The sequence below is a fragment of the Sphingomonas sp. LM7 genome (genome assembly GCF_002002925.1).
Lineage (GTDB): Bacteria > Pseudomonadota > Alphaproteobacteria > Sphingomonadales > Sphingomonadaceae > Sphingomonas.
The window spans coordinates 3051009-3073140 of record NZ_CP019511.1 but is presented as its reverse complement, the minus strand read 5'-3'; the positions used below and the strand labels follow the sequence as shown (position 1 = coordinate 3073140).

Sequence of the window (22132 nt, the reverse complement as noted above, 5' to 3'; positions counted from 1 at the left end):
GCGATGCTCGACGCCGCGGGCGTGCCGTACGAAGCGGTCGCCGCGCAAGTGGACGAGGCTTCGGCCAAGGACTCGCTGATCGCCGGGGGCATTTCCGCCCGCGACTTGTCCGATGCGCTCGCCGAACTGAAGGCGCTCAAGGTATCGCGGCTTGCGCCCGGCTCGTTGGTCCTCGGCTGCGATTCGGTAGTGGCGCTCGACGACGGGACGCTGCTCGACAAGCCGGTGAGCCGCGAGAACGCCGCCGAGCATCTCCGGATGATGTCGGGCCGGCACCATGATCTCTACAGCGCGGCGGTGATCGCCGAGGGCGGGCGCGGGATCTGGCGGCATGTCGATCGCGCGCGGATGCATGTGCGGTCGCTGTCGGAGGACTTCATCCAATCCTATCTCGACGCCGAATGGCCCGCGATCGGCGGCTGCGTCGGCTGCTATCGGATGGAGGGGCCCGGCGTGCAGCTGTTCAGCCGCACCGAAGGCAGCCATTTCACGATTCTCGGTATGCCGATTTTACCGCTGCTCGACTATCTGCGCGTTCGCGGAGTTTTGACGTCATGACGCTCCCTCGACGAGGCTCGGGACAGGCTTATGCCGAAGTGATCGGCGATCCGATCGCGCATTCCAAGTCGCCGTTGATCCACGGCTTCTGGCTGAATGCGCTCGGCATCGACGCCGAATATCGCGCGACGCATGTCACGCCCGACGGGCTCGGCGCCTATTTCGAGGCGAAGCGAGAGGATCCCGACTGGCGCGGGACGAACATTACCCTCCCGCACAAACAGGCGGCGCTCGATCATGTCGAGGATCGCGGCGACGTTCGCGGCTCGATCGGCGCGATCAACACGGTGGTCCGCGCCGAGGACGGCGTGCTGATCGGAACCAATACCGATGCCGGCGGCTTCTACGCACCGATCGCCGGGCTCGATCTCGAAGGGCGCCACGCCGCGGTGATCGGCGCGGGGGGCGGCGCGCGCGCGATCCTGTTCGCCCTGTCGCGGGTCGGGATCGGCCGGGTGACGATCCTCAACCGCAACGTGCTCAAGGCGGCGGCGCTGCTGTCGAGCTTCGGGATCAAGGGCGACGCCGTTCCGCTGCGCAGCCCGCTTCCTCCGGTGGATCTGCTGGTCAATGCCAGTGCGCTCGGCATGGTCGGCCAGCCGCCGCTCGAACTCGATCTGGCGCCGCTTCCCGAAGACGCAGTGGTCTATGACATCGTCTATGCGCCGCTGGAGACGCCCCTGCTGGCCCAGGCACGCGCCCGCGAGCTCGACACGGTCGATGGCCTCGACATGCTGATCGGGCAGGCCGCGCTCGCCTTCGAGCTGTTTTTCGGTGCCGAGCCGCCGCGCGACCGCGACGAGGAAGTCAGGGACTTGCTGACCAAATGATCACGGTCGGCCTCACCGGGTCGATCGGCATGGGCAAGTCGACCGTGGCGCAGATGTTCGTCGATGAAGGCGTGCCGGTGTTCGACGCCGACGAGACTGTCCACGCGTTGCAGGGGCCCGGCCGCGCGCTGGTCCAAGCGATCGAGGCTGCCTTCCCCGGCACGACCGGCGCCGAGGGGGTGAATCGAGCGGCGTTGCGCGAAGTCGTGTTCGGCGACGAGGCGGCGTTTTGCCGGCTCGAGGCAATGGTCCACCCGGCGGTGGCGGCCGAGCGCGATGCGTTTCTCGCGGCCAATGCCGACGCGCCGGTGGTGGTGCTCGACGTGCCGTTGCTGTTCGAGGCGGGCGGCTGGGCCGGCGTCGACAAGATCGTCGTCGTCTCGGCACCGCCCGAAGTGCAGCGCGACCGTGTTCTGGGCCGCCCGGGCATGACTGCCGAGCGGTTCGAGGCGATCCTCGTCCGCCAGCTTCCCGACGCCGAGAAGCGCCGCCGTGCCGACTTCGTGATTTGTACCGACGCGCCGATCGAAGAAACCCGTGAAAAGGTACGCGCGGTCCTCACTTGCCTCACGACGCCGGCGGGAGGATAAGGCGGCATGCGCGAAATCGTGTTCGATACGGAAACTACGGGGCTCAGCTTCGCGGGCGGAGACCGGCTGGTCGAGATCGGGTGCATCGAGCTGGTCAACCGCGTGCCGACCGGCAAGCACCTGCATCGGTACGTCAATCCGCAGCGCGACATGCCGGCCGAGGCCGAGCGCGTCCACGGCCTCAGCGCGCGCTTCCTGTCGGACAAGCCGCTGTTCCACGACGTGGTCGAGGACATCATCGAGTTTCTCGGCGACTGTCCGCTGGTCGCGCACAATGCCGGATTCGACTTCGCCTTTCTGAACGGAGAGCTGGGGCGGTGCGGGCGGCCGGTGATCTGTACGACCCGGATGGTCGATACGCTGGCGATTGCGCGCGTGAAGCATCCCGGCGCCAAGCACACGCTCGACGCCCTGTGCTCACGCTATGGCATCGATCTCAGCGCGCGCACGCTCCACGGGGCGCTGCTCGATGCGCAGCTGCTGGCGCAGGTCTATGTCGAGCTGACCGGCGGCCGCCAGATCACGCTGGGCCTCGCCGTCGATGCGCCGGTGATGCGCGAGACGCCGGCCGAGGCCTCGACTCGGGTCCATGTGCGGCCCGCGCGGCATTTTGCGGCATCGGCTGTGGAACTTGAGCGCCACGCAGCCTTTGTCCAAGGGTTGGAGGAGCCGCTCTGGGCCCTGACCGCATCCGGCTGATCGGATACGGGCGAGGCCCGCGACGGAGCGACCTCATTTTGAAGCGGAGGTGAAAGTCATGGATATCCGAGTCTCAGGCCATCAGGTCGAAACCGGCGAAGCGCTCAAGACGCTGGTCACCGAACGACTCCAGGGTATCGCCGACAAATATTTCTCGCGGTCGATTTCGGCACACACCACCTTCGGCAAGGGACCGCACGACAACGGCTTCACCTGCGACATCGTCATGCACGTCATGCAGGGGCTGGTGCTCAAATCTTCGAACACCGGCATGGAAGCCAATGGCGCGTTCGACGGCGCCGCCAATCGCATCGACAAGCAGCTGCGCCGCTACACCAGCCGATTGAAGGATCGCCAGGCAGGCGCGGTGATCGCGCTCGCCGAGAACGGCGCGTACGACGCCGGCTACACGCTGTTCCAGGAGACCACGCAGGAAGAAGAGCCTGCCGACGCACCCCTGATCATCGCCGAGACGCGCGTCGACGTGCCCGAGGCGACGGTTTCGGACGCAGTGATGATGCTCGATCTTCGGCATACCAATGCGCTGCTGTTCCGCAATACCGCGACCGGCACGCACAACATGGTCTATCGCCGCGGCGACGGGACGATCGGCTGGGTCGAGCCCAACCGGACCTAGTCGCGCGCGGAAGATTTTGACCGAGTATCGGCCGGTCGTCCGTCGCTTTCGCGGCGGCCGGCCGGCGGCTTGAGCCCGACCGCACATCGGCCTAGGGGAGGGCCGCCGCGGGGGCGGACTGCATTTGGACGACCAATGACCGAACTCAGCGATTTGCTGACGCCCGAGGCGGTGCTCGCCGGCATGGCGGCGGCAAACAAGAAGACCCTGTTCCAGCAACTCGGCGCCGCGGCGGCGAATGCCTATGAAGTCGACGCCAGGCAGGTGACCGACGGCCTGACCCTGCGCGAGAAGCTGGGATCGACCGGCTTCGGCTCGGGAATCGCGATCCCGCACGCCAAGCTCGAAGGATTGCGCCACGTCGTCGGCGTCTTCGTCCGGCTCAACCAGCCGGTCGATTTCGCGGCGATCGACGATCTGCCCGTCGACTTGATATTCATGCTGCTCTCGCCGGTGGGTGCGGGCGCGGAGCATCTCAAGGCGCTGGCCTGCGTCTCGCGCAAGCTGCGCGACCGCAATTTCGCCGCCAAGCTGCGCGGTGCGGGTTCGCCCGACGCCTTGTTCGCGCTGCTGGCCGGCGTGGAGACGCGTGACGCCGCCTGAGCCGCGCCCCGAGCCTCGCGGCGCCGAGGCACATTTCCGCGCGCTGGAGTCGCTCTACGCCGCCGCGCCGATCAACCGGCTGTTCGAATCGGTGCTCGAGATCGCCGAGGGCGGTGTCGCGCGCATCCGCTTCGACATCGACTCGCGGTTCTTCCACGCCGCCGGCGCGGTGCATGGGACGAGCTATTTCAAGATGCTCGACGATGCCGCCTTCTATGCCGCGAACAGCCTGGTCACCGATCGTTTCCTGCTGACCACGGCATTCAACCTGCTGTTCACCAAGCCGCTGGGCGAAGGCCCGGTGATCGCCGAGGGCCGCTGGGTCAGCGGCCAGCGCCGGGTGTTCGTGGCCGAGGCGCGGCTGATAGACGCCAGCGGCGAGGAAGCGGCGCGCGGCACAGGTACGTTCATGCGTTCGCGGATCCCGCTCGCCTCGCTGCCCGGCTATCGGCCGGAATGACGGCGCGGCTGACGAGCGCGGTGCTGGTGAGCGCGCTGGTGCGGCGCGTGAACCAGGCCGGCGGATCGGCGATGGTGCTTGCGAAAGGCGACGCTACCGCCGGCGCAATCCTGGTCCTGACGTATCAAAAGGGCACGAATCCGCGCTTCTTCGAACGCGGGCTCGGGCCGCAGGGCGTACCGGCGCTGATCGCGTCGGGACCTCAAGATATTGGGGATGCGGCGGCCGTCAGCGCCTATTGGCAGCGTCGCCGCGGGTTCGACTCGGATCTGTGGGTGGTCGAACTGGATATCGCGGAAGCCGAACGCTTCGCCGCTGAAACGTTCGACCTTTATTGACTTTGTGCACGCGCGAAGGGCAAGGGCGGCAATCGTTCAATAGCGTTGTGCCGGCCGAGGTGTGAGATCGGGCGGTTACGCAGTCGGGGGCACGCCCGGCAGTCCCACATGTATTCGGGGCTGGCCGCGCACCACCGCACAGTATCGAAGTTTGATGAAGTTCATGCCACGCGCCGCGACTTTCGCGGCTGTGACTTTCTGCGCTGGCGCACTAGCGAATGCAGCCACGCTCGACGCCGACCTGGCGAGCCAAGCGGCCCAGGTTCAGGCAGTCAACACTCAGGAACATCATGTTGTTCCCGCGCCGACGATCGTGGCGCAGCCGGTCCTGAAGCAGGACGGCGAGATCGTACAGCCGCTGCCCCAGGCAGCGCTCCAGGAAGATCAGGATTTTGCCACGCTCTCCGCCGCGGTTGCCGCGCACGAGGGTGGCGGCGATGCCAGTGCCGAGCTCAATTGCCTTGCGGTCGGCGTCTATTACGAAGCGAAGAGCGAGCCGCTCGCCGGCCAGCTCGCGGTTGCCGACGTGATCATCAACCGTACCGAATCGGGCCGCTTTCCCAAGTCGATCTGCTCGGTAATCACCCAGCGCGGCCAGTTCTCGTTCGTCCGCGGCGGCAAGCTGCCGACCCCGCCGGCCAATGCCCAGTGGCGCAAGGCGCTCGCCGTGGCCAAGGTCGCGCAGAAGGATTTGTGGGACAGCCCCGCCGACGACGCGCTCTATTTCCACGCCCGCTATGTGAAGCCGAGCTGGAACCGCCCGCGCGTCGCCACGGTCGGCAATCACGTTTTCTATCGCTGATCGCCCGATCGGGCTTTTCGGCGTTCGTGAAATGTTCTAAACAGCCGGGGATGACCTCCCCGGCTGTTTTGCTATCCGACGCACCGCTCGTGGCGAGCGACGTCGCCCGCGGCGTGACGCGGATGTTCTTGCGCCACGACATCGCGACGATCGCCGAAGTGCCGCTCGACGGCGGCCGGCGGGCCGACCTGATGGCGCTCGACGCGCGCGGCAATATCGTCATCGTCGAGATCAAGGTGTCGCGCGCCGATCTGCTCGGCGACGCCAAATGGAGCGACTATCTCGCGCATTGCGACCGCTTCTTCTGGGCGGTGCCCGCGGGGTTCGACTTGCGGCCGTTCGAGCAGGAGGGGTTCCTGCCTGCGCGCGCCGGGCTGATCGTCGCCGACCGCTATGATGCCGCGGTGGTGCGCGAGGCGGCGACGGTGCCGCTCGCGAGCGCGACGCGCAGGAAGTGCACTTTGGCATTCGCGCGCCGGGCTGCGCGCCGGGTGACGCACCTGCTCGATCCCGACGCCGAGCAGGTCTTCTGATCGCCTAGTTCGAAGGGCCGACGCCGCCCGACTTCGCGCCGGCCTTGGGCGCTTCGGCGAGCAGCTTGGCGATGTTGGGCCAGCGGGTGCCTTCGCGGGCATAGTCGCGCGCGGACTTGCCGCTGCCGAAATCGGCGCGGTCGGGGTCGGCCTTGGCGTCGAGCAACTGGCGGACCAGTTCGGCATTGTGCATCTGCACCGCGCGGATCAGCGGCGTGACCCCGGCATTGTTGGCGAGGTTCACATTGGCGCGGTACTTGACCAGGATCCCGACGCCCTCGATCCAGTTCTGGTCGATCGCCAGGAGCAGCGCGGTGTTGCCGCGATTGTCCTGCAGATTGGGATTGACGTCGTCGGCCTGGAGCAGCGCGCGCAGGTACAGCGCGTCGGAGCGCCTGGCGACGATATGCAGCGCGCCCTCGCCGGTGCCCTTGTCTTTGGTGTTGACGATTCGAAGCGAGCGATCGAGCAGGAATTTGTTGACCTTGGTGCCGTCGGTATCGCGCACTGCCTTGAGGAATTCATAGCCGTCCGAAAATTGCTGCGCGGCAGCGGGGAAGGCCGTGAGCGCCAATGCGGCGGCAGCGGCTACGCGGAACACACGAAAACCCATGATGCGGTCAAACCTTCTTGCTGAACCCCGTTCTTGCAAGCGATCGCCTAACAGATCATGGCTGAGCGCGCCATGTACAGGTTGTTCCCCGCGCTCGCGCTGACCCTCGCCCTCCCGCTCGCCGCGTGCGGTGGCGGCACCCGCAGCGAGCCGCCGCTCGCCGGCGCCCGCATCGGCGGGCCGTTCACGCTCACCAACCAGGACGGCCAGACGGTGCGCGACACCGATTTCGCCGGCAAATACCGCATCGTCTATTTCGGCTACACCTATTGCCCCGATGTCTGCCCGACCGACATGGCCAAGATCGGCCAGGCGATGAAGCAGCTCGACAAGGAAGCGCCGCGCGCGGCCGCCAAGGTCGTGCCGATCTTCATCACCGTCGATCCCGAGCGCGATACCCCGGCGGCGATCAAGCAATTCGTCGCCAACTTCCACCCGCGCGTAGTGGGCCTCACCGGCAGCCCGGCGGCGATCGCCGCCGTCGCAAAGAGCTATGCGGTCTATTTCAAGAAGCAGCCGCCCGGGCCCGGCGGTGGCTATATGGTCGATCATCTTGCCGTCGCGTTCCTGATGGGGCCGAACGGCGAGCCGATCGCGTCGCTGCCGATCGACAAGGACGGGCCGGCGATCGCGGAACAAGTGAAGCATTGGGTGCAATGAGCAGCGGCCGCTTCTGGGAAGATACCCCGCTCGCCAAGCTGGATCGCGCGCAATGGGAAGCGCTGTGCGACGGCTGCGGCAAATGCTGCGTGCACAAGCTCGAGGACGAGGAGACCGGCGAGTTGCACGCGACCAACGTCGCCTGCAGGCTGCTCGATCGCCGCATGGGCCGATGCAGCGACTATCGCCACCGCCACGCCTATGTCAGCGAATGCGTGCGGCTGAACGCCAGCAATGTCGTGGGAATCGAATGGCTGCCCTCGACCTGCGCCTATCGGCTGCGCGCCGAGGACAAGCAGCTCCCCGACTGGCATTATCTGGTGAGCGGCGATCCGGAATCGGTGCATGCCGCCGGCCAATCGACGCGCGGCTGGACAATCTCCGAGGATGATGCCGGCGATTTCGAGCACCACCTCGTGGACCGGGAGCTTTGAGCGGGGGGATCGAAGTCGTCCGCCACGCGCGGGCGCGATGCATGCGACTCGCCGTCGATCCGCGCGACGGCCGCGTCCGGCTGACGCTTCCGCCACGCGCCTCGCTCAAGAAGGGGCTGGCCTGGGCCGAGGAGCAACATGCCTGGATCGCCACGCAGCAGGCGCGGCTTCCCGAGACGCTGCCGCTGATACCCGGCGCGCGCTTCCCCTTTGCCGGGCGCGAGATCGAAATCGAGTCGGTGCCCACCAAGCCGCGGACGCCCAAGCTCGACCAGGACAGGCTGATCTGTGGCGGGCCGCGAGAAGGGCTGGAGCGCCGCGTCGAACGCTGGCTGCGCGGCGAGGCGCTGCGCGTGCTCAGCGCCGAGACTGCCGAATATGCCGAACGTGCCGGGGTGAGCGTCAGCCGCGTCTCTATCGGCGACCCGCGCGGGCGCTGGGGCAGCTGCGCCTCGTCGGGCGCGATCCGCTATAGCTGGCGGCTGATCCTGGCGCCCGACTATGTCCGCCGCGCCACCGTCGCGCACGAAGTCGCGCATCGGATCCACATGAATCATTCGCCGGCGTTCCACCGGCTGGTCGAGACGCTCTACGAAGCCGATCCGACGCCGGCCCGACACTGGCTGCGGCGCAATGGCTCGGCGCTGCACTGGGTCGGTCGCGGGGACGCGGCGGCTTAGCCTCTCTGAATTCCTTACTCGCGAGGGGGACCAGCGAGCTGGTGGAGAGAGCCGGCCTGGCCGCGAGCAGTGTCGTTTGTGGCAAGGGCCCCTCCGGCGCCTTCGGCCCCCCCCTCCCCCGCTTCGCGAGGAAGGAGTTTTCCGGGTTAGAAGCCTTCGTTATTGTCGCGTGGTGCGCGCTCTTGCGGTGCCGTCTGGCGAGGCTGTTGCGGCGGTAGCCGGGGAACGTCGCGCGGGGTTGGCGCCCGGCCGGTCTCGGGCTGCTGCGGCGGCGGGCGATTGCCGGTCATCCGGTCGATCCAGTCCTGGTCGAGCTTCTCTTCGGCGGGCACCTGGTCTTCGGTCCCGTCGCTGCGCGGCTGCTGGCTCTCGGGCAGCGGATTGCCGTCGGCATCGACGAACATGCCGTTGTCGGGCGCGGTGTAATAGGCGTTGTCCTCGGGCTCGAGCTGCCATTCGGGCAAGGTGACCTGCGTCTCGAACTGTTCGACCGGCCGGTTGGCGACCGCCTTGCCCATGAACGCGGCGAAGGCCTTGGCCGGGGCGGTGCCGCCCTGCAGCCCGGGAACGACCTTGGCGTCGTCGCGGCCCATCCATACGCCGGTGGTCAGCCCGCTGGAGAAACCGACGAACCAGCCATCCTTGTTCGAGCTGGTCGTGCCGGTCTTGCCGGCCACGGGACGGCCGATCTGCGCGGCGCGACCGGTACCGGTGGCGACGGCGGTCTGCAGCAGGTCGGTCATCTGCGCGGCGACATAGGGCGCGACCAGGACGTGGCTGCTATCGACTTCGTGCTGGTAGATGACGTTGCCGTTCGCAGTCACCCGGGTGATGCCATACGGCGTGACTGCGACGCCCTTCTGCCCCACCGAGGCGAAGGCGCGGGTCATGTCGATCAGCCGCACGTTCGACGTACCGAGCACCATCGCCGGCTGGGTGTTGATCGGCGTGGTGATGCCGAAGCGGCGCGCCATGTTCGCGACAGTGCCGAAGCCCGCTTCCTGGCCGAGCTTCGCCGCGATCGTGTTGATCGAATAGGTGAAGGCGGTGCGGATGGTGATCTGGCCCGAATTGCGCCCCGAATTGTTGCGCGGAGTCCAGCCGTTGATCGTTACCGGCTCGTCGACGACCATGTCATCGACCTTATGCCCGGCCTCGAGCGCGGCGAGGTAGACGAACAGCTTGAACGCCGATCCCGGCTGGCGCGTCGCCTGGGTGGCGCGGTTGTAGATCGACGCGACATAATCCTTGCCGCCAACCATCGCGCGCACTGCGCCGTCGCGGTCGAGGCTGACCAGCGCACCCTGGGCATTGCCCGGCGCATTCTTGCGGATCGCCTCATCCGCGGCGCGCTGCATGCCCAGGTCGAGCGTGGTCCACACTTCCAGCGGCGCCTCGGTCTCGTCGATCAGCGTCTCAAGCTGCGGCAATGCCCAGTCGGTGAAGTAGCGCACGCTGTTCTGGCGCGGTTCGGGGGCGAGCTTGACCGTGCGCGGATCGGTCGCCGCGGCAGTGGCGCGGCTGATCTTGCCGGTTTCGGCCATCACGTCGAGCACGACGCTGGCGCGGCTGACGGCGGCCTCGGCATCGGCGGTGGGCGAGTAATGCGACGGCGCCTTGACCAGCCCGGCGATGACTGCCGATTCCGCAAGGCTCAGATTGCTCGCCGGATGGCCGAAGAATTTCCTCGAGGCCGCGTCGATGCCATAGGCGCCGCCGCCGAAATAGACCTTGTTGAGATAGAGCTCGAGGATCTGCTCCTTCGAGAATTTGCGCTCGATCGCCAGCGCGAGCACCGCTTCGCGCATCTTCCGCCCGAAATCATATTTGTTCGACAGGAAGATCGTTCGCGCCACCTGCTGGGTGATCGTCGATGCGCCCTGCAGGCGGCGGCCGGTGCCGCGATTGGCGATGCCGGTGCGCACCGCGCGCGCCAGACCCCAGGGATCGACGCCCCAATGGCTTTCGAAGCGGCGATCCTCGACTGCGATGATCGCGTCCTTCATCACCTGCGGAATCTGGTCGTATTTGATCCACTCGCCATAGCTCGGCCCGAGCGACACCAGCACGGTGCCGTCAGCGGCATGGACGCGGACCATCTGCCCGTTGGGCGACGATTTGAGCTCGTCATAGCTGGGGAGCGACGTACGCGTCGAATAGACGGCGATCGCCAGCGCGATCACGGCGAGCAGGCCGACGGCGGCGCCGCTGATCAGCGTCCACAATCCGATCTTCTTCCAGGCGGAGCCGGAGCGCCACCAGGATTTGCGGGGGGAGGTTTTCGGTTTCTTGGAAGCCATCGGAGCGGTGGTTAAGCCCTAAAGCGGCGGCTCACAAGAATCAGGCGCCGGACGGTGCGGCGCTAGCGCCATTTGCGTTGCCGCTGCGTGAACGGAATTCGAGGCTGACCGAGTTCATGCAATAGCGCAGGCCCGTCGGCGGCGGGCCATCGGGGAAGACATGGCCGAGATGCCCGTCGCACCGTGCGCAGCGCACTTCGACTCGCCGCATGCCATGGGTGATATCGGCATGCTCGACGACATTCCCGGCCGCCACCGGCTGGGTGAAGCTCGGCCAGCCCGAGCCAGAATCATATTTGTCGACGCTGTCGAACAATTCGAGCTGGCACGCGGCGCAGCGATAGAGGCCGTCGGCCTTGTTGTCGTTGTACCGCCCCGAAAAGGGGCGTTCGGTGCCGGCTTCGCGCAAGACATGGAATTGTTCGGGAGAGAGGCGCTTACGCCATTCGGACTCGGACAGGTTGAGCTGTTCCATGGACTTAGATGTGTGCCCGGCCCGCGCGCGCGTCAATCCGAGTCGATGCTGCCCCGGATCGATCCGCCGCGCGCCTTGAGCTGGCGCTTGAGCATCTCGGCCGCCGGCGCCCAGAGAAAGCCAAAGCTGACCGTGCCGTGCTTGCTCTCCACTGCGTGGTGCAGCCGATGCGCCTGGACGATGCGCTTCATGTAGCGCGAGCGGGCGACGTAGCGGTGCGGGAGGCGCTTGTGGACGATGACGTCATGAAAGCCGAAATAGATCGCGCCATAGGCGGCGATTCCCGCGCCGATCCAGGCAAAGCCCGGCCACCAGCCGAGCTGCACGCCGCCGAGCAGCAGCACGAACGAAGGCACCGCGAAGATCACCGCATAGAGATCGTTGAGTTCGAATGCGCCGGTGCGCGGCCGATGATGGCTTTCATGCAGGAACCAGCCGGGGCCATGCATCACCCAGCGATGCGCGGCATAGGCGAACGCCTCCATCCCGGCGACGGTAGCGACGAACAACAGGATGCCGAGCCAGGGGTTCATCCAGCTAACATAGGATGCGCGAGCGCCTGCGTCAGCCGGTTAGAAGGCGAAGTTGGTGCCGCCGCATGCGGCGGGAGTCAGGCGATACGACGCGAAGGGCTTTTCGCTGCCGTCGGACTTGCGCTCGACGATCGTCCAGCGCCAGCCCTTCCCGTCCGGAGCGAAGCGGTTGGCATAGACCGTATCGGGGTAGCGATAATCGACCAGGATCGCGCCGTCCTGCACGTCGCCCGTGCCCGCGCTGCTCTGTCCGGGGCCGAAGCTGTCCATCCACCAGCTGCTCAGCTTGATCTTGTCATGGTCGCCGAGGACGATCGCGGCATCATAGGGATCGGCGGGGTCCAGGCCGTGCATCTCGAGCAGGAGATAGCGGCCGCCGAGGCGCCAGGCACCGCGCACCCGAGTCGCGACGGGCTTGCCCATCACGTCGCCCGGCGCATCCCAGCAGCCGGCGAGTCGATCGAGCGCAGCATGGGCGGGATCGGCCGGAGCGGAGAGCAGGGCGAGCGCGGTTGCTAGGATCATTCGCGGCCGATAGCGGGGCACGATGCGCAACACCATGTATCTTGCTCCCCTCGCCGCGCTGCTGCTCGCCGGGTGCGCCGTCCCCGAAGCGCGACTGCGCGCGGGACTGATCCGCTCGGGCCTGCCCAAGCCGCTTTCCGCCTGCATGGCGCAGCGGATGGTCGACCGGCTGTCGCTCAAGCAGCTGATGCGGATTGCCGACCTGCCCTATGCCGGGGGCGCGGAGTCGGTCGATCAGTTCCTCCACCGCGTCCGTGCGCTGGGCGACGCGCAGATCCTTGGCGTCACGTCGAGCTCGGCTGCGCTCTGCGCGACGGGCTTTGCCGGCTAGATGATTTCAGTGCTTCCGCCTTGCGACGGGATCGCGAGGGTCATCGATCCGTTGAAGGTAGCGGCCCCTGGCAAGGGCCGGGTGACTAGTGCCAAGTCGATACGTACCGCATACACGAAAACATATTGAGATTGCGACGCGATCTCAATTGCGTGGAAAAGATTTGGACTCGCGGGCGTGGCGTGCTTAAGGCGTCCGCAAACTCGATCCCGCCAGCCAGATGAGGGCGCGCCCATGAATATCCACGAATATCAGGCCAAGGAATTGCTCGCCAAGTTCGGCGTGCCCGTCCCGGCCGGCTTTGCCGCACTCAGCGTCGAGGAAGCCGTCGAGGCTTCGAAGAAGCTCCCCGGGCCACTCTACGTCGTGAAGGCGCAGATCCATGCCGGCGGCCGCGGCAAGGGCAAGTTCAAGGAACTCGGGCCCGACGCCAAGGGCGGCGTCCGCCTCGCCAAGACCGAGGACGAGGTCCGCGCCGCGGCGACCGACATGCTCGGCAACACGCTGGTGACGATCCAGACCGGCGAGCATGGCAAGCAGGTCAACCGCCTCTACGTCACCGACGGCGTCGACATCGCCAAGGAATTCTACCTCGCGCTGCTGGTCAATCGCGCCACCGGCCGCATCTCGATGGTCGCCTCGACGGAGGGCGGCATGGACATCGAGACCGTCGCGCACGACACGCCCGAGAAGATCCACAGCATCGATATCGATCCGGCGACCGGGTTCATGGCGCATCACGGCCGCGCCGTCGCCGCGGCGCTCGGGCTGACCGGCGACCTCGCCAAGCAGGCCGCCAACACCGCCTCGAAGCTGTACGACGCGTTCCTCGGCACCGATGCCGAGCAGATCGAGATCAACCCACTCGCCGTCACCGACGACGGCAAGCTGATGGTGCTCGACGCCAAGGTCGCCTTCGACGGCAACGCGATGTTCCGCCACAAGGATCTCGCCGAGCTGCGCGACGAGACCGAAGAGGATCCGATGGAGCTCGAGGCGTCGAAGTACGACCTGGCCTATATCAAGCTCGACGGCGACATCGGCTGCATGGTCAATGGCGCCGGCCTCGCCATGGCGACTATGGACATCATCAAGCTCAACGGCATGTTCCCGGCCAACTTCCTCGACGTCGGCGGCGGCGCCAACAAGGAGAAGGTGACTGCGGCGTTCAAGATCATCCTGAGCGATCCCGCGGTGAAGGGCATTCTCGTCAACATCTTCGGCGGGATCATGCGCTGCGACATCATCGCCGAGGGCATCGTCGCCGCGGCGAAGGAAGTGAATCTCCAGGTTCCGCTGGTCGTCCGCCTCGAAGGCACCAATGTCGCCGAGGGCAAGGCGATCCTCGCCAATTCGGGCCTCGCCATCGTTCCGGCGAACGACCTGGGCGACGCGGCGAAGAAGATCGTCGCGGAGGTCCAGAAGGCGGCATGACCGACGCGCCTGGCACGGTGGAAGGGGGATGTCGCTGCGCGCGCGTCCGCTTCCGCCTGTCCGGCGCGCCGAGCTTCACCAGCGCCTGCCATTGCCGCGGCTGCCAGCGCATGAGCGCAAGCGCCTATTCGGTGAGCGGCGCCTGGCCTGCCGAGGCATTCGACGTGGTCGCCGGCGAACCGGTGATCGGCGGTCTCCACGGCGCCACGCGGCATTATTTCTGCGGCCATTGCATGAGCTGGATGTTCACCCGACCCGAAGGGTTCGATGCGTTCGTCAACGTGCGTACTACCCTGCTCGACGTGCCGCCGGCCGATCCGCCGTTCTTCGAGACGTTCACCGCCGAAGCGCTGCCCTGGGCCAGGACGGGCGCCACGCACAGCTTCGCAGCCTATCCGCCTTCCGAATCGTTCCAGCCGTTGATCGAGGAATTCGCCCGTTCGCGCGCAGGTTGACGTTCGCGTAAACGTAAGTCAGTGAGATCTTTAACCAGGCCCTTTCCTCCCCGGAAACAGGAGCCAAGGGAGAGAAGCAGATGAAGGTGTTGGTGCCGGTCAAGCGGGTGCTTGACTACAACGTGAAGCCCCGCGTGAAGGCGGACGGGACGGGGGTCGATCTGGCCAACGTCAAGATGAGCATGAACCCGTTCGACGAGATCGCGATCGAGGAAGCCGTGCGCCTGAAGGAAAAGGGCGCCGCCACCGAAGTCGTGGTCGTCACGATCGGCGTGCCCAAGGCCGAGACCGACGTGCTGCTCACTGCGCGCGCGATGGGCGCCGACCGCGCCATCCTGATCGCCACCGAAGACGAAGTCGAGCCGCTGGCCGTCGCCAAGCTGCTCGCCAAGGTTGCCGAAGAGGAGCAGCCCGGGCTGGTCATCCTCGGCAAGCAGGCGATCGATGACGATTCGAACCAGACCGGCCAGATGCTCGCCGCGCTGCTCGGCTGGAGCCAGGGCACCTTCGCTTCGAAGGTCGAGCTCGGCGGCAACGGCGTCAAGGTCACCCGCGAAGTCGATGGCGGTCTCGAGACCGTCGATCTCAAGCTTCCCGCGATCGTCACCACCGATCTGCGCCTCAACGAGCCGCGCTACGCCACGCTGCCCAACATCATGAAGGCCAAGACCAAGCCGGTCGCGAAGAAGACGATCGCCGACTATGGCGTCGATGTTTCGCCGCGCCTCAAGACGCTCAAGGTCGTCGAGCCCGGCAAGCGCCAGGCCGGCATCAAGGTGGGCTCGGTCGACGAGCTGGTCGAGAAGCTCAAGGGTCTGGGAGTCGCCAAGTGAAGACGTTGGTCTGGGTCGAACACGACAACAAGAGCGTCAAGGACGCGACGCTCGCCGCCGTCACCGCTGCCTCGCAGCTTGGTGAAGTCCATCTCCTCGTCGCCGGTTCGGGGGCCGCCGCGGTGGCCGACGAAGCCGCCAGGATCGCCGGCGTGGGCAAGGTTCACCTCGCCGACGACGCGGCATACGAACATGCGCTCGCCGAGAATGTCGCGCCGCTGATCGTCTCGCTGATGGAGACGCATGACGCCGTCGTCTTCCCGGCGACGACCACCGGCAAGAACATCGCGCCGCGCGTCGCCGCGCTGCTCGACGTGATGCAGATCTCGGACATCCTGTCGGTCGAGGGTGCCGATACCTTCACCCGCCCGATCTATGCCGGCAACGCGATCGCCACCGTCCAGACCAGCGACAAGAAGCTGGTGATCACCGTGCGCGGCACGGCCTTCGAAAAGGCGGCGACCAGCGGCGGTTCGGGCACGGTCGAGGCAGTGAGCGGTGCGGGCGACAAGGGCCTCTCGACCTTCGCCGGCGCCGAGATCGCCGAATCGACGCGACCCGAGCTGACCGCCGCCAAGGTGATCGTCTCGGGCGGTCGCGCGCTCGGCTCGTCGGAGCAGTTCCACGCGCTGATCGATCCGCTCGCCGACAAGCTCGGCGCCGCGGTGGGTGCGAGCCGCGCCGCCGTGGACGCCGGCTATGCGCCCAACGACTATCAGGTCGGCCAGACCGGCAAGATCGTCGCCCCCGAAGTCTATGTCGCGGTCGGCATCTCGGGCGCGATCCAGCACCTTGCCGGCATGAAGGATTCGAAGACGATCATCGCGATCAACAAGGACGAGGACGCCCCGATCTTCCAGGTCGCGGACATCGGCCTGGTCGGCGACCTGTTCAAGATCGTTCCGGAGCTCACCGAGAAGCTCTGAGCCTGACTTGATTTTGCGAAGAAAAGGGGCGGCGCACCTGCCAGTGCGGCCGCCCCATTTCTGTCTGCGTTCGATGCAGTCCTGGCTCGGCACCTGATTTGCGCTATGCTCCGGCGCCAGAGGGGAAAAGGATGCACAGGAACTTGCTGGCCGCCTGCGGGCTGGTGATGATGACGGGTGGACCCAGCCGGGCGCAGACCGAATCTCCCGCCCAGACGGGGGTGTTCGACTGCCGGGCAGGGGCCGGGCATCACAAGAATCAGCTTGTCGGCGAGGCGGCGCCTAATGCCAGTGTCGCGGGCAGCGTCTCGATCTCCAGAATGTCGATGCATCCCAAATATCTGACGCTTGGTGCCGCCGTTTTCCACGCCAAAGACGGGAGCTGGCAGGCGCGGTTGGAGATTATCGGCGCTGCACGGTTCCGGCGGAACCTGCTCGCAGCCCGGCTGCGCATCATCCGCAACGGCAAGGACGAGTTTCTTTCGCTCGGTGACCTCGGACTCGATACGACGGTGCCGTTTCAGCTGACGATCGCCGACGGCAAGGCAAGCGCGGTGCTGGGCAAGAAGAAGGCCGAGGCTGCCGTTCCGATCGCGCCATCGACTGCGCGCGTCGCATGCTCGACAGGCGACGTGCTGTTCAGCGGGCTGCGCTTCACCAGCTGAGGCGCTGTACCCTGGGATTGCACGCACTGCATTCGTATGTGCAGCCCGCACCGGTTGACGCTGCACTGCAGCATGGCCACTTGAGGGCGATGCATGCCCCAGCTCCTCGCGTAACACCCGTCGCACTCGTCCATTTCGCGCTGGCGATGGGCGGGTTCGCGATCGGCACCACCGAATTCGCGACGATGAGCCTGATCCCCGACATGGCGCGCGGGCTCGGTGTCGATGAGCCGACTGCGGGGCATGTCATCAGCGTCTATGCGCTCGGCGTAGTCGTCGGCGCGCCGTTGCTCGCGGTGTTGGGCGCCAGGATGGCGCGGCGGACGATGCTGATCCTGCTGATGGCCAGCTTCGCGCTGTTCAACGGGCTGAGCGCGCTCGCGCCGACCTATGGCTGGATGCTGGTGTTCCGCTTCCTCAGCGGGCTGCCGCACGGCGCCTATTTCGGCATCGCCGCGCTCGTCGCTGCCTCGCTGGTGCCCGACAACAAGCGCTCGCAGGCGGTCGGCCGCGTGCTGCTCGGACTGACCATCGCCACGGTGATCGGCGTGCCGCTCGCCAATTGGATGGGGCAGGCGATCGGCTGGCGCTGGGGCTTCGCCGTCGTCGCGGTGCTCGCCTTGCTCACCGTGTCGCTGGTCTGGTGGCTCGCCCCGCGGGACAGGCCGGCGCACGACGCTAGCCCGCTGCGCGAACTCGGCGCGCTCGCCAACGGCCAGGTCTGGCTGACGCTCGGGATCAGCGCGATCGGCTTTGGAGGCTTGTTCTGCGTCTACACCTATGTCGCCTCGACTCTGCTCGAAGTGACTCGCGTCTCGGCATCGTCGATCCCGGTCGCGCTCGCGGTGTTCGGCGCGGGGATGACTGCGGGCAATATCATCGTCCCCAAATTCGCCGATCGCGCGCTGATGCCGTCCGCGGCGGTGCTGCTGCTGTTCAGCGCAGCGGCGCTTGCCGTCTATCCGCTGGCCGCCGGGCAGTTCTGGACCTTGTGCCTCTCGGTGTTCGCGATCGGCTTCTCCGGCGCGCTCGGCGCGATCCTCCAGACCCGGCTGATGGACGTCGCCGGAGAGGCACAGGGGCTCGCCGCCTCGCTCAACCATTCGGCGTTCAACACTGCCAATGCGCTCGGTCCCTGGCTCGGCGGGATGGCGATCGCGGCGGGCTGGGGCTGGACCTCGACCGGCTATGTCGGCGCCGGCCTGGCGCTGGGCGGCTTTGCGATCTGGTGCGTCGCGATGCTGGTCGAGCGCCGCGCGCTCAGGCCCGCCGCCTTGCGAGCAGCCTGACCGCCAGCACCCGCCGCCGCGGCGCGAGTCGCAGCACCAGATAGCCCGCGACTGCCGAGAGCAACGATCCCGCGAGCACGCCGATCTTCACTTCGTCGGCGAGCAATGCGTTGCCGGGAAAAGCGAGCCCGCCGATGAACAGGCTCATCGTGAAGCCGATCCCGGCGAGCAGCGACACGCCATAGACTTGCGGCCAGCTCGCCCAGCCCGGCCGCGGCGCAAAGCCGGTTCGGTGCGCGATCCAGATGCTGCCGAAGATTCCGATCTGCTTGCCGAGGAACAGCCCCAGCGCGATCCCCAGCGGCAGTGGCGCCAGCAGGATCGCCGGACTCATCCCGGCAAGCGACACGCCGGCATTGGCGAAGCCGAACAGCGGCACGATCAGGAAAGCCGACCAGGGATGGAGCCCGTGCTCGAGCCGGTGGAGCGGCGATTCGGCATCGTCGGGCGCGGCGGGCGAGCGCGTGATCGGAATGGTCAGCGCCGCGGCGACGCCGGCGATCGTCGCATGCACCCCCGATCGGAACACGAAATACCAGAGCAGGCAGGCGAGCGGCAGGAAGAAAGCGAGCCGCTTGCTGCCGCTGCGGTTGAGCGCCGCCATCGCCAGCAGCACGCCGCCGCCCGCGGCCAGCGCCACGAGATCGAGCTCGGCGGTGTAGAACAAGGCGATGATCGCCACCGCACCGAGATCGTCGACGATCGCCACGGTGGTCAGGAACAGCTTGAGTGAGGCAGGCGCGCGCTTGCCCAGGATCGCCAGCACCCCGATCGCGAAGGCGATGTCGGTAGCGGCCGGAATCGCCCAGCCATTGCCCAGCGCGCCATGGCCGCGCGTGACGAACAGGAAGACCGCCCCCGGCACCGCCATCCCCGCCGCTGCCGCCAGCACCGGCAGCCGCCGCCGCTTCCAGCTCGCCAGCCGCCCGTCGACGAACTCGCGCTTGATCTCGAGCCCGACGAGCAGGAAGAACAGCGCCATCGCTGCATCGTTGATCCACAGATGCACCGTCATCGGCCCGTAGCGCGGGCTGATCACCGGGCCGGTCTCGAGGTGGAGCAGGTGAAAATATTGCGCCGACAGCCCCGGCAGGTTGGCGACCAGCATCGCGCACGCCGCCGCGGCCATCAGCACGATTCCGCCGGCCGCCTCGCTGTGGAGGAAAGCGCGAATGCCTCCGCCTCGTTCGTGCTGAGCTTGGCGAAGCACGGTTTTCCTCCTGTAGGGCGCCTCGACAGGCTCAGCGCGAGCGGCGGTTAACCGACCCTGGCCAGCGCCTCGGCGATCAGTTTGCGAGAGTTCTCGATCCCGTAGAGTGCGATGAAGCTGCCCATTCGCGGCCCCTGCTCGGATCCGAGCAAAGTCTCGTAGAGCGCCTTGAACCAGTCGCGCAGGTTCTCGAACCCGCCGCTCTTGCCGATCTCGTAGACGATGTTCTGGATGTCCTCGGCCGAGGCATCGGCGGGGAGCCCCGCCAGCTCGGCGTCGAGCCGCTGCAGCGCCGCGACTTCCACGCCCTCGGGCGCGCGCTTCCTGAGCGTCGGCGTCACGAAGTCGCGGGCATAGGCGAGCGCATAGCCAATCAGATTGTCGAGCGCGGGATAGGTCTCCGGGCTGGCATCGGGCACGTAATTGGCCAGGTAGCCCCAGACCTGCTCCTTGCTCGCTTCGCCCATCACCCCGACCAGGTTGAGCAACAACCCGAAGGTCACCGGCAGCGTCTCGGCAGGCGGCGGGCCGTTATGGATATGGTGCACCGGATTGCCGAGCTGCTGGGCGATCGGCTGCTCGGCATAATTGCCGCGGAACTGCCAATAATCGTCCACTGCGCGCGGGATCAGCCCGAGGTGCAGCGCCTTGGCCTTTTTGGGCTCGCGATAGATGTAGAAGGCCAGGCTCTCGTCGGGCCCATAGGTCAGCCACTGGTCGAGGCTGAGCCCGTTGCCCTTGGACTTGGAGATCTTCTCGCCCTTCTCGTCGAGGAACATCTCGTAGTTGAACCCCTCGGGCGGCTTGCCGCCGAGCACGCGCGCGATCTTGGACGACTGGACCACCGAATCGATCAGGTCCTTACCCGCCATCTCGTAATCGACACCCAATGCGACCCAACGCATCGCCCAGTCGACCTTCCACTGGAGCTTGGCTTTGCCGCCGAGGATCGACTGCTCGATGCGTTCGCCCTCATCCTCGAACGCAATCATGCCGGTCTCGGCATCGAGCACTTCGATCGGCACCTGGAGGACCACGCCCGACTTGGGGCTTACCGGCAGCACCGGCGAATAGGTCAGCTGACGCTCCTTGCGCAGCGTCGGCAGCATCACGTCCATGATGCCCTGATACTGGCGCAGCACATTCTTGAGCGCGTCGTCGAACGTCCCGTCGGCATAATAATCGGTCGACGAGACGAACTCGTAGTCGAACCCGAAGCGGTCGAGGAATTCGCGGAGCAGTGCGTTGTTGTGTGCTGCGAAGCTTTCGTGCGTGCCGAAAGGATCGGGAATGCGTGTCAGCGGCTTGCCGAGATGCTGCGCCAGCATCTCCTTGTTCGGAACATTGTCCGGGACCTTTCGCAAGCCGTCCATGTCGTCGCTGAACGCGATCAGCCGCGTCGGAATGTCGCTCAGCGCTTCGAACGCGCGGCGCACCATGGTCGTGCGCAGCACTTCGTTGAACGTGCCGATATGCGGCAGCCCCGACGGGCCATAGCCGGTCTCGAACAGCACATGCCCCTTGGCCGGCGCGCCGTCGGGATAGCGCTTGAGCAGTTTGCGCGCCTCTTCATAGGGCCAGGCCTTTGAGTCGAGCGCGGCGGCGCGCAGTGTCTGCTTGTCGGTCATGATGCACGCGCGTCTAGCGAAGCGCGGGCCCGGGTGCCACCCTTGCCCGCGCGTCGCGCAGGTCAGGCGATGGTCAGCCCGACATCGACATTGTTCCGCGTGGCGTTCGAATAGGGGCAGATCTGGTGCGCGGCGTCGACCAGCTTCTGGGCATCGGCGCGATCCAGCCCGGGGAGGCTGACTTCGAGATCGGCAGTGATGCCGAACCCGCCGGCTGCACGCGGGCCGATGCCGACATTCGCCGTGACCGTCGTTTCGGCCGGGACCTTGAGCTTGAGCTGCTGGCCGGCGACCTTGAGCGCGCCGATAAAGCATGCCGAATAGCCCGCCGCGAACAGCTGCTCGGGATTGGTGCCGTCGCCGCCCGCGCCGCCCAGCTCCTTCGGAGTCGAAAGCCTTGCGACGAACTTGCCGTCCTCGGAGCGGGCTTCGCCGTCGCGGCCGCCGGTGGACGTGGCGCGGGTGCGGTACTTCACATCAACGGACATCTCATATCTCCTTAGCTGCTGCGATAATAATTATCGCGATAAGTAGTAGCTAGGTCCCAGCGCGGGACTTGTCCAGCAGTTTATTTATCGCGATATGTATTCCCGTGATATCGGCTTGCCGCCAGGAGAATGTCCCGTGCCCGCTGCGCTTCCGCTCGACGACCAGCTCTGCTTCTCGCTCTACGCGACGAGCATGGCGATCAACCGCGCCTATAAGCCGATGCTCGATCGGCTCGGGATCACCTACCCGCAATATCTGGTGCTCCATGCCCTGTGGGAGGAGGACGGCCGCACCGTCGGCGCAATCGCCGATCGGCTTGCGCTCGAATCGAGCACCGTGACGCCGCTGGTCAAGCGGCTGGAGGCGGCGGGCTTCGTCACGCGCGAACGCAATCCGGACGACGAGCGCCAGGTCCAGGTCCGGCTTACCGACCGCGGCGCGGCGATGCGCGAGCAATGCGGCTGTCTGGCGGAGGAACTACTCGATCGGGCCGGGATGAGCGGCGAGCAGCTGGGCGCGCTCAATCGGCAGGTCCAGGCGCTCTGGCAGGCACTGCGCGACTCGCGCGGCTGATCCGGCTCCGACTCGCGCGCATTCGGGGC

At 66.7% G+C, this 22132-nt stretch carries 29 protein-coding genes; 21 read left to right on the top strand and 8 right to left on the bottom strand.

The window, feature by feature from the left end:
- The first annotated feature begins 3 nt into the window (after positions 1-3).
- The 10 genes from BXU08_RS14115 (at position 4) to BXU08_RS14070 (ending at position 6050) form a co-directional block, all read left to right on the top strand.
- Positions 4-558, top strand: a complete 555-nt coding sequence (locus tag BXU08_RS14115; RefSeq protein ID WP_253190599.1) for a Maf family protein — start codon at positions 4-6, stop codon at positions 556-558.
- Positions 555-1388, top strand: a complete 834-nt coding sequence (aroE, locus tag BXU08_RS14110; RefSeq protein ID WP_077510636.1) for a shikimate dehydrogenase — start codon at positions 555-557, stop codon at positions 1386-1388. The genes BXU08_RS14115 and aroE overlap by 4 nt, the downstream gene beginning before the upstream one ends.
- Positions 1385-1978: a dephospho-CoA kinase gene (coaE, locus tag BXU08_RS14105; protein WP_077510635.1), complete on the top strand. Its 594-nt coding sequence runs from the start codon at positions 1385-1387 to the stop codon at positions 1976-1978. The genes aroE and coaE overlap by 4 nt, the downstream gene beginning before the upstream one ends.
- Before the next feature lie 6 nt (positions 1979-1984).
- Positions 1985-2677 carry a DNA polymerase III subunit epsilon gene (dnaQ, locus tag BXU08_RS14100; protein ID WP_077510634.1) on the top strand — a complete coding sequence of 231 codons (693 nt, stop codon included), beginning with the start codon at positions 1985-1987 and terminating at the stop codon, positions 2675-2677.
- 58 nt (positions 2678-2735) lie between these two features.
- The gene (gene hpf / locus BXU08_RS14095) at positions 2736-3314 is read left to right on the top strand and encodes a ribosome hibernation-promoting factor, HPF/YfiA family (protein ID WP_077510633.1); all 579 of its coding nucleotides are present in this window, start codon (positions 2736-2738) and stop codon (positions 3312-3314) included.
- Positions 3315-3449: 135 nt separating this feature from the next.
- A complete protein-coding gene (locus BXU08_RS14090) occupies positions 3450-3917 on the top strand; it encodes a PTS sugar transporter subunit IIA (RefSeq protein ID WP_077510632.1) in 468 nt (155 codons plus the stop codon).
- A complete protein-coding gene (locus BXU08_RS14085) occupies positions 3904-4377 on the top strand; it encodes a PaaI family thioesterase (protein WP_077510631.1) in 474 nt (157 codons plus the stop codon). Before BXU08_RS14090 ends, BXU08_RS14085 begins: the two co-directional genes overlap by 14 nt.
- Complete coding sequence (locus BXU08_RS14080; protein ID WP_077510630.1) at positions 4374-4715, top strand: DUF1491 family protein; 342 nt, start codon at positions 4374-4376, stop codon at positions 4713-4715. Before BXU08_RS14085 ends, BXU08_RS14080 begins: the two co-directional genes overlap by 4 nt.
- Positions 4716-4869: 154 nt before the next feature.
- Positions 4870-5517 carry a cell wall hydrolase gene (locus BXU08_RS14075; protein WP_077510629.1) on the top strand — a complete coding sequence of 216 codons (648 nt, stop codon included), beginning with the start codon at positions 4870-4872 and terminating at the stop codon, positions 5515-5517.
- 50 nt (positions 5518-5567) lie between these two features.
- Positions 5568-6050: an MmcB family DNA repair protein gene (locus BXU08_RS14070; protein WP_077510628.1), complete on the top strand. Its 483-nt coding sequence runs from the start codon at positions 5568-5570 to the stop codon at positions 6048-6050.
- A gap of 4 nt (positions 6051-6054) precedes the next feature.
- On the opposite strand, the gene BXU08_RS14065 is transcribed toward BXU08_RS14070, so the two are convergent.
- The gene (locus BXU08_RS14065) at positions 6055-6663 is read right to left on the bottom strand and encodes an ankyrin repeat domain-containing protein (RefSeq protein ID WP_077510627.1); all 609 of its coding nucleotides are present in this window, start codon (positions 6661-6663) and stop codon (positions 6055-6057) included.
- Between the two features lie 72 nt (positions 6664-6735).
- Here BXU08_RS14065 and BXU08_RS14060 point away from each other — a divergent pair, with 72 nt between their 5' ends.
- The 3 genes from BXU08_RS14060 to BXU08_RS14050 are packed head-to-tail and all read left to right on the top strand — an operon-like array spanning position 6736 to position 8437.
- Positions 6736-7323, top strand: a complete 588-nt coding sequence (locus BXU08_RS14060) for an SCO family protein (RefSeq protein WP_077510626.1) — start codon at positions 6736-6738, stop codon at positions 7321-7323.
- Entirely contained in the window at positions 7320-7757 is a 438-nt protein-coding gene (locus BXU08_RS14055; RefSeq protein ID WP_171982525.1) for a YcgN family cysteine cluster protein, read from the top strand. The genes BXU08_RS14060 and BXU08_RS14055 overlap by 4 nt, the downstream gene beginning before the upstream one ends.
- Before the next feature lie 41 nt (positions 7758-7798).
- Complete coding sequence (locus tag BXU08_RS14050; RefSeq protein ID WP_376787761.1) at positions 7799-8437, top strand: M48 family metallopeptidase; 639 nt, start codon at positions 7799-7801, stop codon at positions 8435-8437.
- Between the two features lie 146 nt (positions 8438-8583).
- On the opposite strand, the gene BXU08_RS14045 is transcribed toward BXU08_RS14050, so the two are convergent.
- Genes BXU08_RS14045 through BXU08_RS14030 form a run of 4 tightly spaced genes read right to left on the bottom strand, consistent with a single transcriptional unit; the run spans position 8584 to position 12270 of the window.
- Positions 8584-10737 carry a transglycosylase domain-containing protein gene (locus tag BXU08_RS14045; protein WP_077510623.1) on the bottom strand — a complete coding sequence of 718 codons (2154 nt, stop codon included), beginning with the start codon at positions 10735-10737 and terminating at the stop codon, positions 8584-8586.
- A 40-nt stretch (positions 10738-10777) separates the two neighbouring features.
- Positions 10778-11212 (bottom strand): peptide-methionine (R)-S-oxide reductase MsrB, encoded by a 435-nt coding sequence (gene msrB, locus BXU08_RS14040; protein WP_077510622.1) that lies wholly within the window; start codon positions 11210-11212, stop codon positions 10778-10780.
- A 32-nt stretch (positions 11213-11244) separates the two neighbouring features.
- Complete coding sequence (locus BXU08_RS14035; protein ID WP_077510621.1) at positions 11245-11745, bottom strand: sterol desaturase family protein; 501 nt, start codon at positions 11743-11745, stop codon at positions 11245-11247.
- A gap of 39 nt (positions 11746-11784) precedes the next feature.
- Positions 11785-12270 (bottom strand): hypothetical protein, encoded by a 486-nt coding sequence (locus BXU08_RS14030; protein WP_077510620.1) that lies wholly within the window; start codon positions 12268-12270, stop codon positions 11785-11787.
- Positions 12271-12304: 34 nt separating this feature from the next.
- Here BXU08_RS14030 and BXU08_RS14025 point away from each other — a divergent pair, with 34 nt between their 5' ends.
- From BXU08_RS14025 to BXU08_RS13995, 7 genes are all read left to right on the top strand, one after another.
- Positions 12305-12601: a hypothetical protein gene (locus BXU08_RS14025; protein WP_253190381.1), complete on the top strand. Its 297-nt coding sequence runs from the start codon at positions 12305-12307 to the stop codon at positions 12599-12601.
- Between the two features lie 234 nt (positions 12602-12835).
- Positions 12836-14035: an ADP-forming succinate--CoA ligase subunit beta gene (sucC, locus tag BXU08_RS14020; RefSeq protein WP_077510618.1), complete on the top strand. Its 1200-nt coding sequence runs from the start codon at positions 12836-12838 to the stop codon at positions 14033-14035.
- Entirely contained in the window at positions 14032-14490 is a 459-nt protein-coding gene (locus BXU08_RS14015) for a GFA family protein (protein ID WP_077510617.1), read from the top strand. Before sucC ends, BXU08_RS14015 begins: the two co-directional genes overlap by 4 nt.
- Positions 14491-14570: 80 nt before the next feature.
- Positions 14571-15323, top strand: a complete 753-nt coding sequence (locus BXU08_RS14010; protein ID WP_077510616.1) for an electron transfer flavoprotein subunit beta/FixA family protein — start codon at positions 14571-14573, stop codon at positions 15321-15323.
- Positions 15320-16249 (top strand): electron transfer flavoprotein subunit alpha/FixB family protein, encoded by a 930-nt coding sequence (locus tag BXU08_RS14005; protein ID WP_077510615.1) that lies wholly within the window; start codon positions 15320-15322, stop codon positions 16247-16249. The genes BXU08_RS14010 and BXU08_RS14005 overlap by 4 nt, the downstream gene beginning before the upstream one ends.
- 131 nt (positions 16250-16380) lie before the next feature.
- Positions 16381-16914 (top strand): hypothetical protein, encoded by a 534-nt coding sequence (locus BXU08_RS19615; protein ID WP_150125538.1) that lies wholly within the window; start codon positions 16381-16383, stop codon positions 16912-16914.
- 89 nt (positions 16915-17003) lie between these two features.
- Positions 17004-18203 carry an MFS transporter gene (locus BXU08_RS13995; protein WP_077510613.1) on the top strand — a complete coding sequence of 400 codons (1200 nt, stop codon included), beginning with the start codon at positions 17004-17006 and terminating at the stop codon, positions 18201-18203.
- Here BXU08_RS13995 and nhaA read toward each other — a convergent pair.
- From nhaA to BXU08_RS13980, 3 genes are all read right to left on the bottom strand, one after another.
- Positions 18175-19413 (bottom strand): Na+/H+ antiporter NhaA, encoded by a 1239-nt coding sequence (nhaA, locus tag BXU08_RS13990; protein WP_077510612.1) that lies wholly within the window; start codon positions 19411-19413, stop codon positions 18175-18177. The two genes, BXU08_RS13995 and nhaA, sit on opposite strands and share 29 nt — an antisense overlap.
- A gap of 47 nt (positions 19414-19460) precedes the next feature.
- Entirely contained in the window at positions 19461-21041 is a 1581-nt protein-coding gene (locus BXU08_RS13985) for a lysine--tRNA ligase (RefSeq protein ID WP_077510611.1), read from the bottom strand.
- 62 nt (positions 21042-21103) lie between these two features.
- Positions 21104-21529 carry an organic hydroperoxide resistance protein gene (locus BXU08_RS13980; protein WP_077510610.1) on the bottom strand — a complete coding sequence of 142 codons (426 nt, stop codon included), beginning with the start codon at positions 21527-21529 and terminating at the stop codon, positions 21104-21106.
- A gap of 136 nt (positions 21530-21665) precedes the next feature.
- Between BXU08_RS13980 and BXU08_RS13975 the strand changes: the two genes are divergently transcribed.
- On the top strand, positions 21666-22103 hold the full coding sequence (locus BXU08_RS13975) for a MarR family winged helix-turn-helix transcriptional regulator (RefSeq protein WP_077510609.1): 438 nt from the start codon (positions 21666-21668) through the stop codon (positions 22101-22103).
- Positions 22104-22132 lie beyond the last annotated feature (29 nt).

What these genes read in the sequence shown, in the direction of transcription:
- BXU08_RS14030 (WP_077510620.1), bottom strand. Translation starts at nt 12,270, where the DNA reads ATGATCCTAGCAACCGCGCTCGCCCTGCTCTCCGCTCCGGCCGATCCC.
- BXU08_RS13980 (WP_077510610.1), bottom strand. Translation starts at nt 21,529, where the DNA reads ATGTCCGTTGATGTGAAGTACCGCACCCGCGCCACGTCCACCGGCGGC.
- hpf (WP_077510633.1), top strand. Translation starts at nt 2,736, where the DNA reads ATGGATATCCGAGTCTCAGGCCATCAGGTCGAAACCGGCGAAGCGCTC.
- BXU08_RS14065 (WP_077510627.1), bottom strand. Translation starts at nt 6,663, where the DNA reads ATGGGTTTTCGTGTGTTCCGCGTAGCCGCTGCCGCCGCATTGGCGCTC.
- BXU08_RS19615 (WP_150125538.1), top strand. Translation starts at nt 16,381, where the DNA reads ATGCACAGGAACTTGCTGGCCGCCTGCGGGCTGGTGATGATGACGGGT.
- BXU08_RS13995 (WP_077510613.1), top strand. Translation starts at nt 17,004, where the DNA reads ATGCATGCCCCAGCTCCTCGCGTAACACCCGTCGCACTCGTCCATTTC.
- BXU08_RS14090 (WP_077510632.1), top strand. Translation starts at nt 3,450, where the DNA reads ATGACCGAACTCAGCGATTTGCTGACGCCCGAGGCGGTGCTCGCCGGC.
- BXU08_RS14080 (WP_077510630.1), top strand. Translation starts at nt 4,374, where the DNA reads ATGACGGCGCGGCTGACGAGCGCGGTGCTGGTGAGCGCGCTGGTGCGG.
- BXU08_RS13985 (WP_077510611.1), bottom strand. Translation starts at nt 21,041, where the DNA reads ATGACCGACAAGCAGACACTGCGCGCCGCCGCGCTCGACTCAAAGGCC.
- BXU08_RS14015 (WP_077510617.1), top strand. Translation starts at nt 14,032, where the DNA reads ATGACCGACGCGCCTGGCACGGTGGAAGGGGGATGTCGCTGCGCGCGC.
- BXU08_RS14025 (WP_253190381.1), top strand. Translation starts at nt 12,305, where the DNA reads ATGTATCTTGCTCCCCTCGCCGCGCTGCTGCTCGCCGGGTGCGCCGTC.
- coaE (WP_077510635.1), top strand. Translation starts at nt 1,385, where the DNA reads ATGATCACGGTCGGCCTCACCGGGTCGATCGGCATGGGCAAGTCGACC.
- BXU08_RS14045 (WP_077510623.1), bottom strand. Translation starts at nt 10,737, where the DNA reads ATGGCTTCCAAGAAACCGAAAACCTCCCCCCGCAAATCCTGGTGGCGC.
- BXU08_RS14115 (WP_253190599.1), top strand. Translation starts at nt 4, where the DNA reads ATGCTCGACGCCGCGGGCGTGCCGTACGAAGCGGTCGCCGCGCAAGTG.
- BXU08_RS14035 (WP_077510621.1), bottom strand. Translation starts at nt 11,745, where the DNA reads ATGAACCCCTGGCTCGGCATCCTGTTGTTCGTCGCTACCGTCGCCGGG.
- aroE (WP_077510636.1), top strand. Translation starts at nt 555, where the DNA reads ATGACGCTCCCTCGACGAGGCTCGGGACAGGCTTATGCCGAAGTGATC.
- BXU08_RS14050 (WP_376787761.1), top strand. Translation starts at nt 7,799, where the DNA reads ATGCGACTCGCCGTCGATCCGCGCGACGGCCGCGTCCGGCTGACGCTT.
- msrB (WP_077510622.1), bottom strand. Translation starts at nt 11,212, where the DNA reads ATGGAACAGCTCAACCTGTCCGAGTCCGAATGGCGTAAGCGCCTCTCT.
- BXU08_RS14055 (WP_171982525.1), top strand. Translation starts at nt 7,320, where the DNA reads ATGAGCAGCGGCCGCTTCTGGGAAGATACCCCGCTCGCCAAGCTGGAT.
- BXU08_RS14060 (WP_077510626.1), top strand. Translation starts at nt 6,736, where the DNA reads ATGTACAGGTTGTTCCCCGCGCTCGCGCTGACCCTCGCCCTCCCGCTC.
- BXU08_RS14075 (WP_077510629.1), top strand. Translation starts at nt 4,870, where the DNA reads ATGAAGTTCATGCCACGCGCCGCGACTTTCGCGGCTGTGACTTTCTGC.
- sucC (WP_077510618.1), top strand. Translation starts at nt 12,836, where the DNA reads ATGAATATCCACGAATATCAGGCCAAGGAATTGCTCGCCAAGTTCGGC.
- BXU08_RS14010 (WP_077510616.1), top strand. Translation starts at nt 14,571, where the DNA reads ATGAAGGTGTTGGTGCCGGTCAAGCGGGTGCTTGACTACAACGTGAAG.
- dnaQ (WP_077510634.1), top strand. Translation starts at nt 1,985, where the DNA reads ATGCGCGAAATCGTGTTCGATACGGAAACTACGGGGCTCAGCTTCGCG.
- BXU08_RS14070 (WP_077510628.1), top strand. Translation starts at nt 5,568, where the DNA reads ATGACCTCCCCGGCTGTTTTGCTATCCGACGCACCGCTCGTGGCGAGC.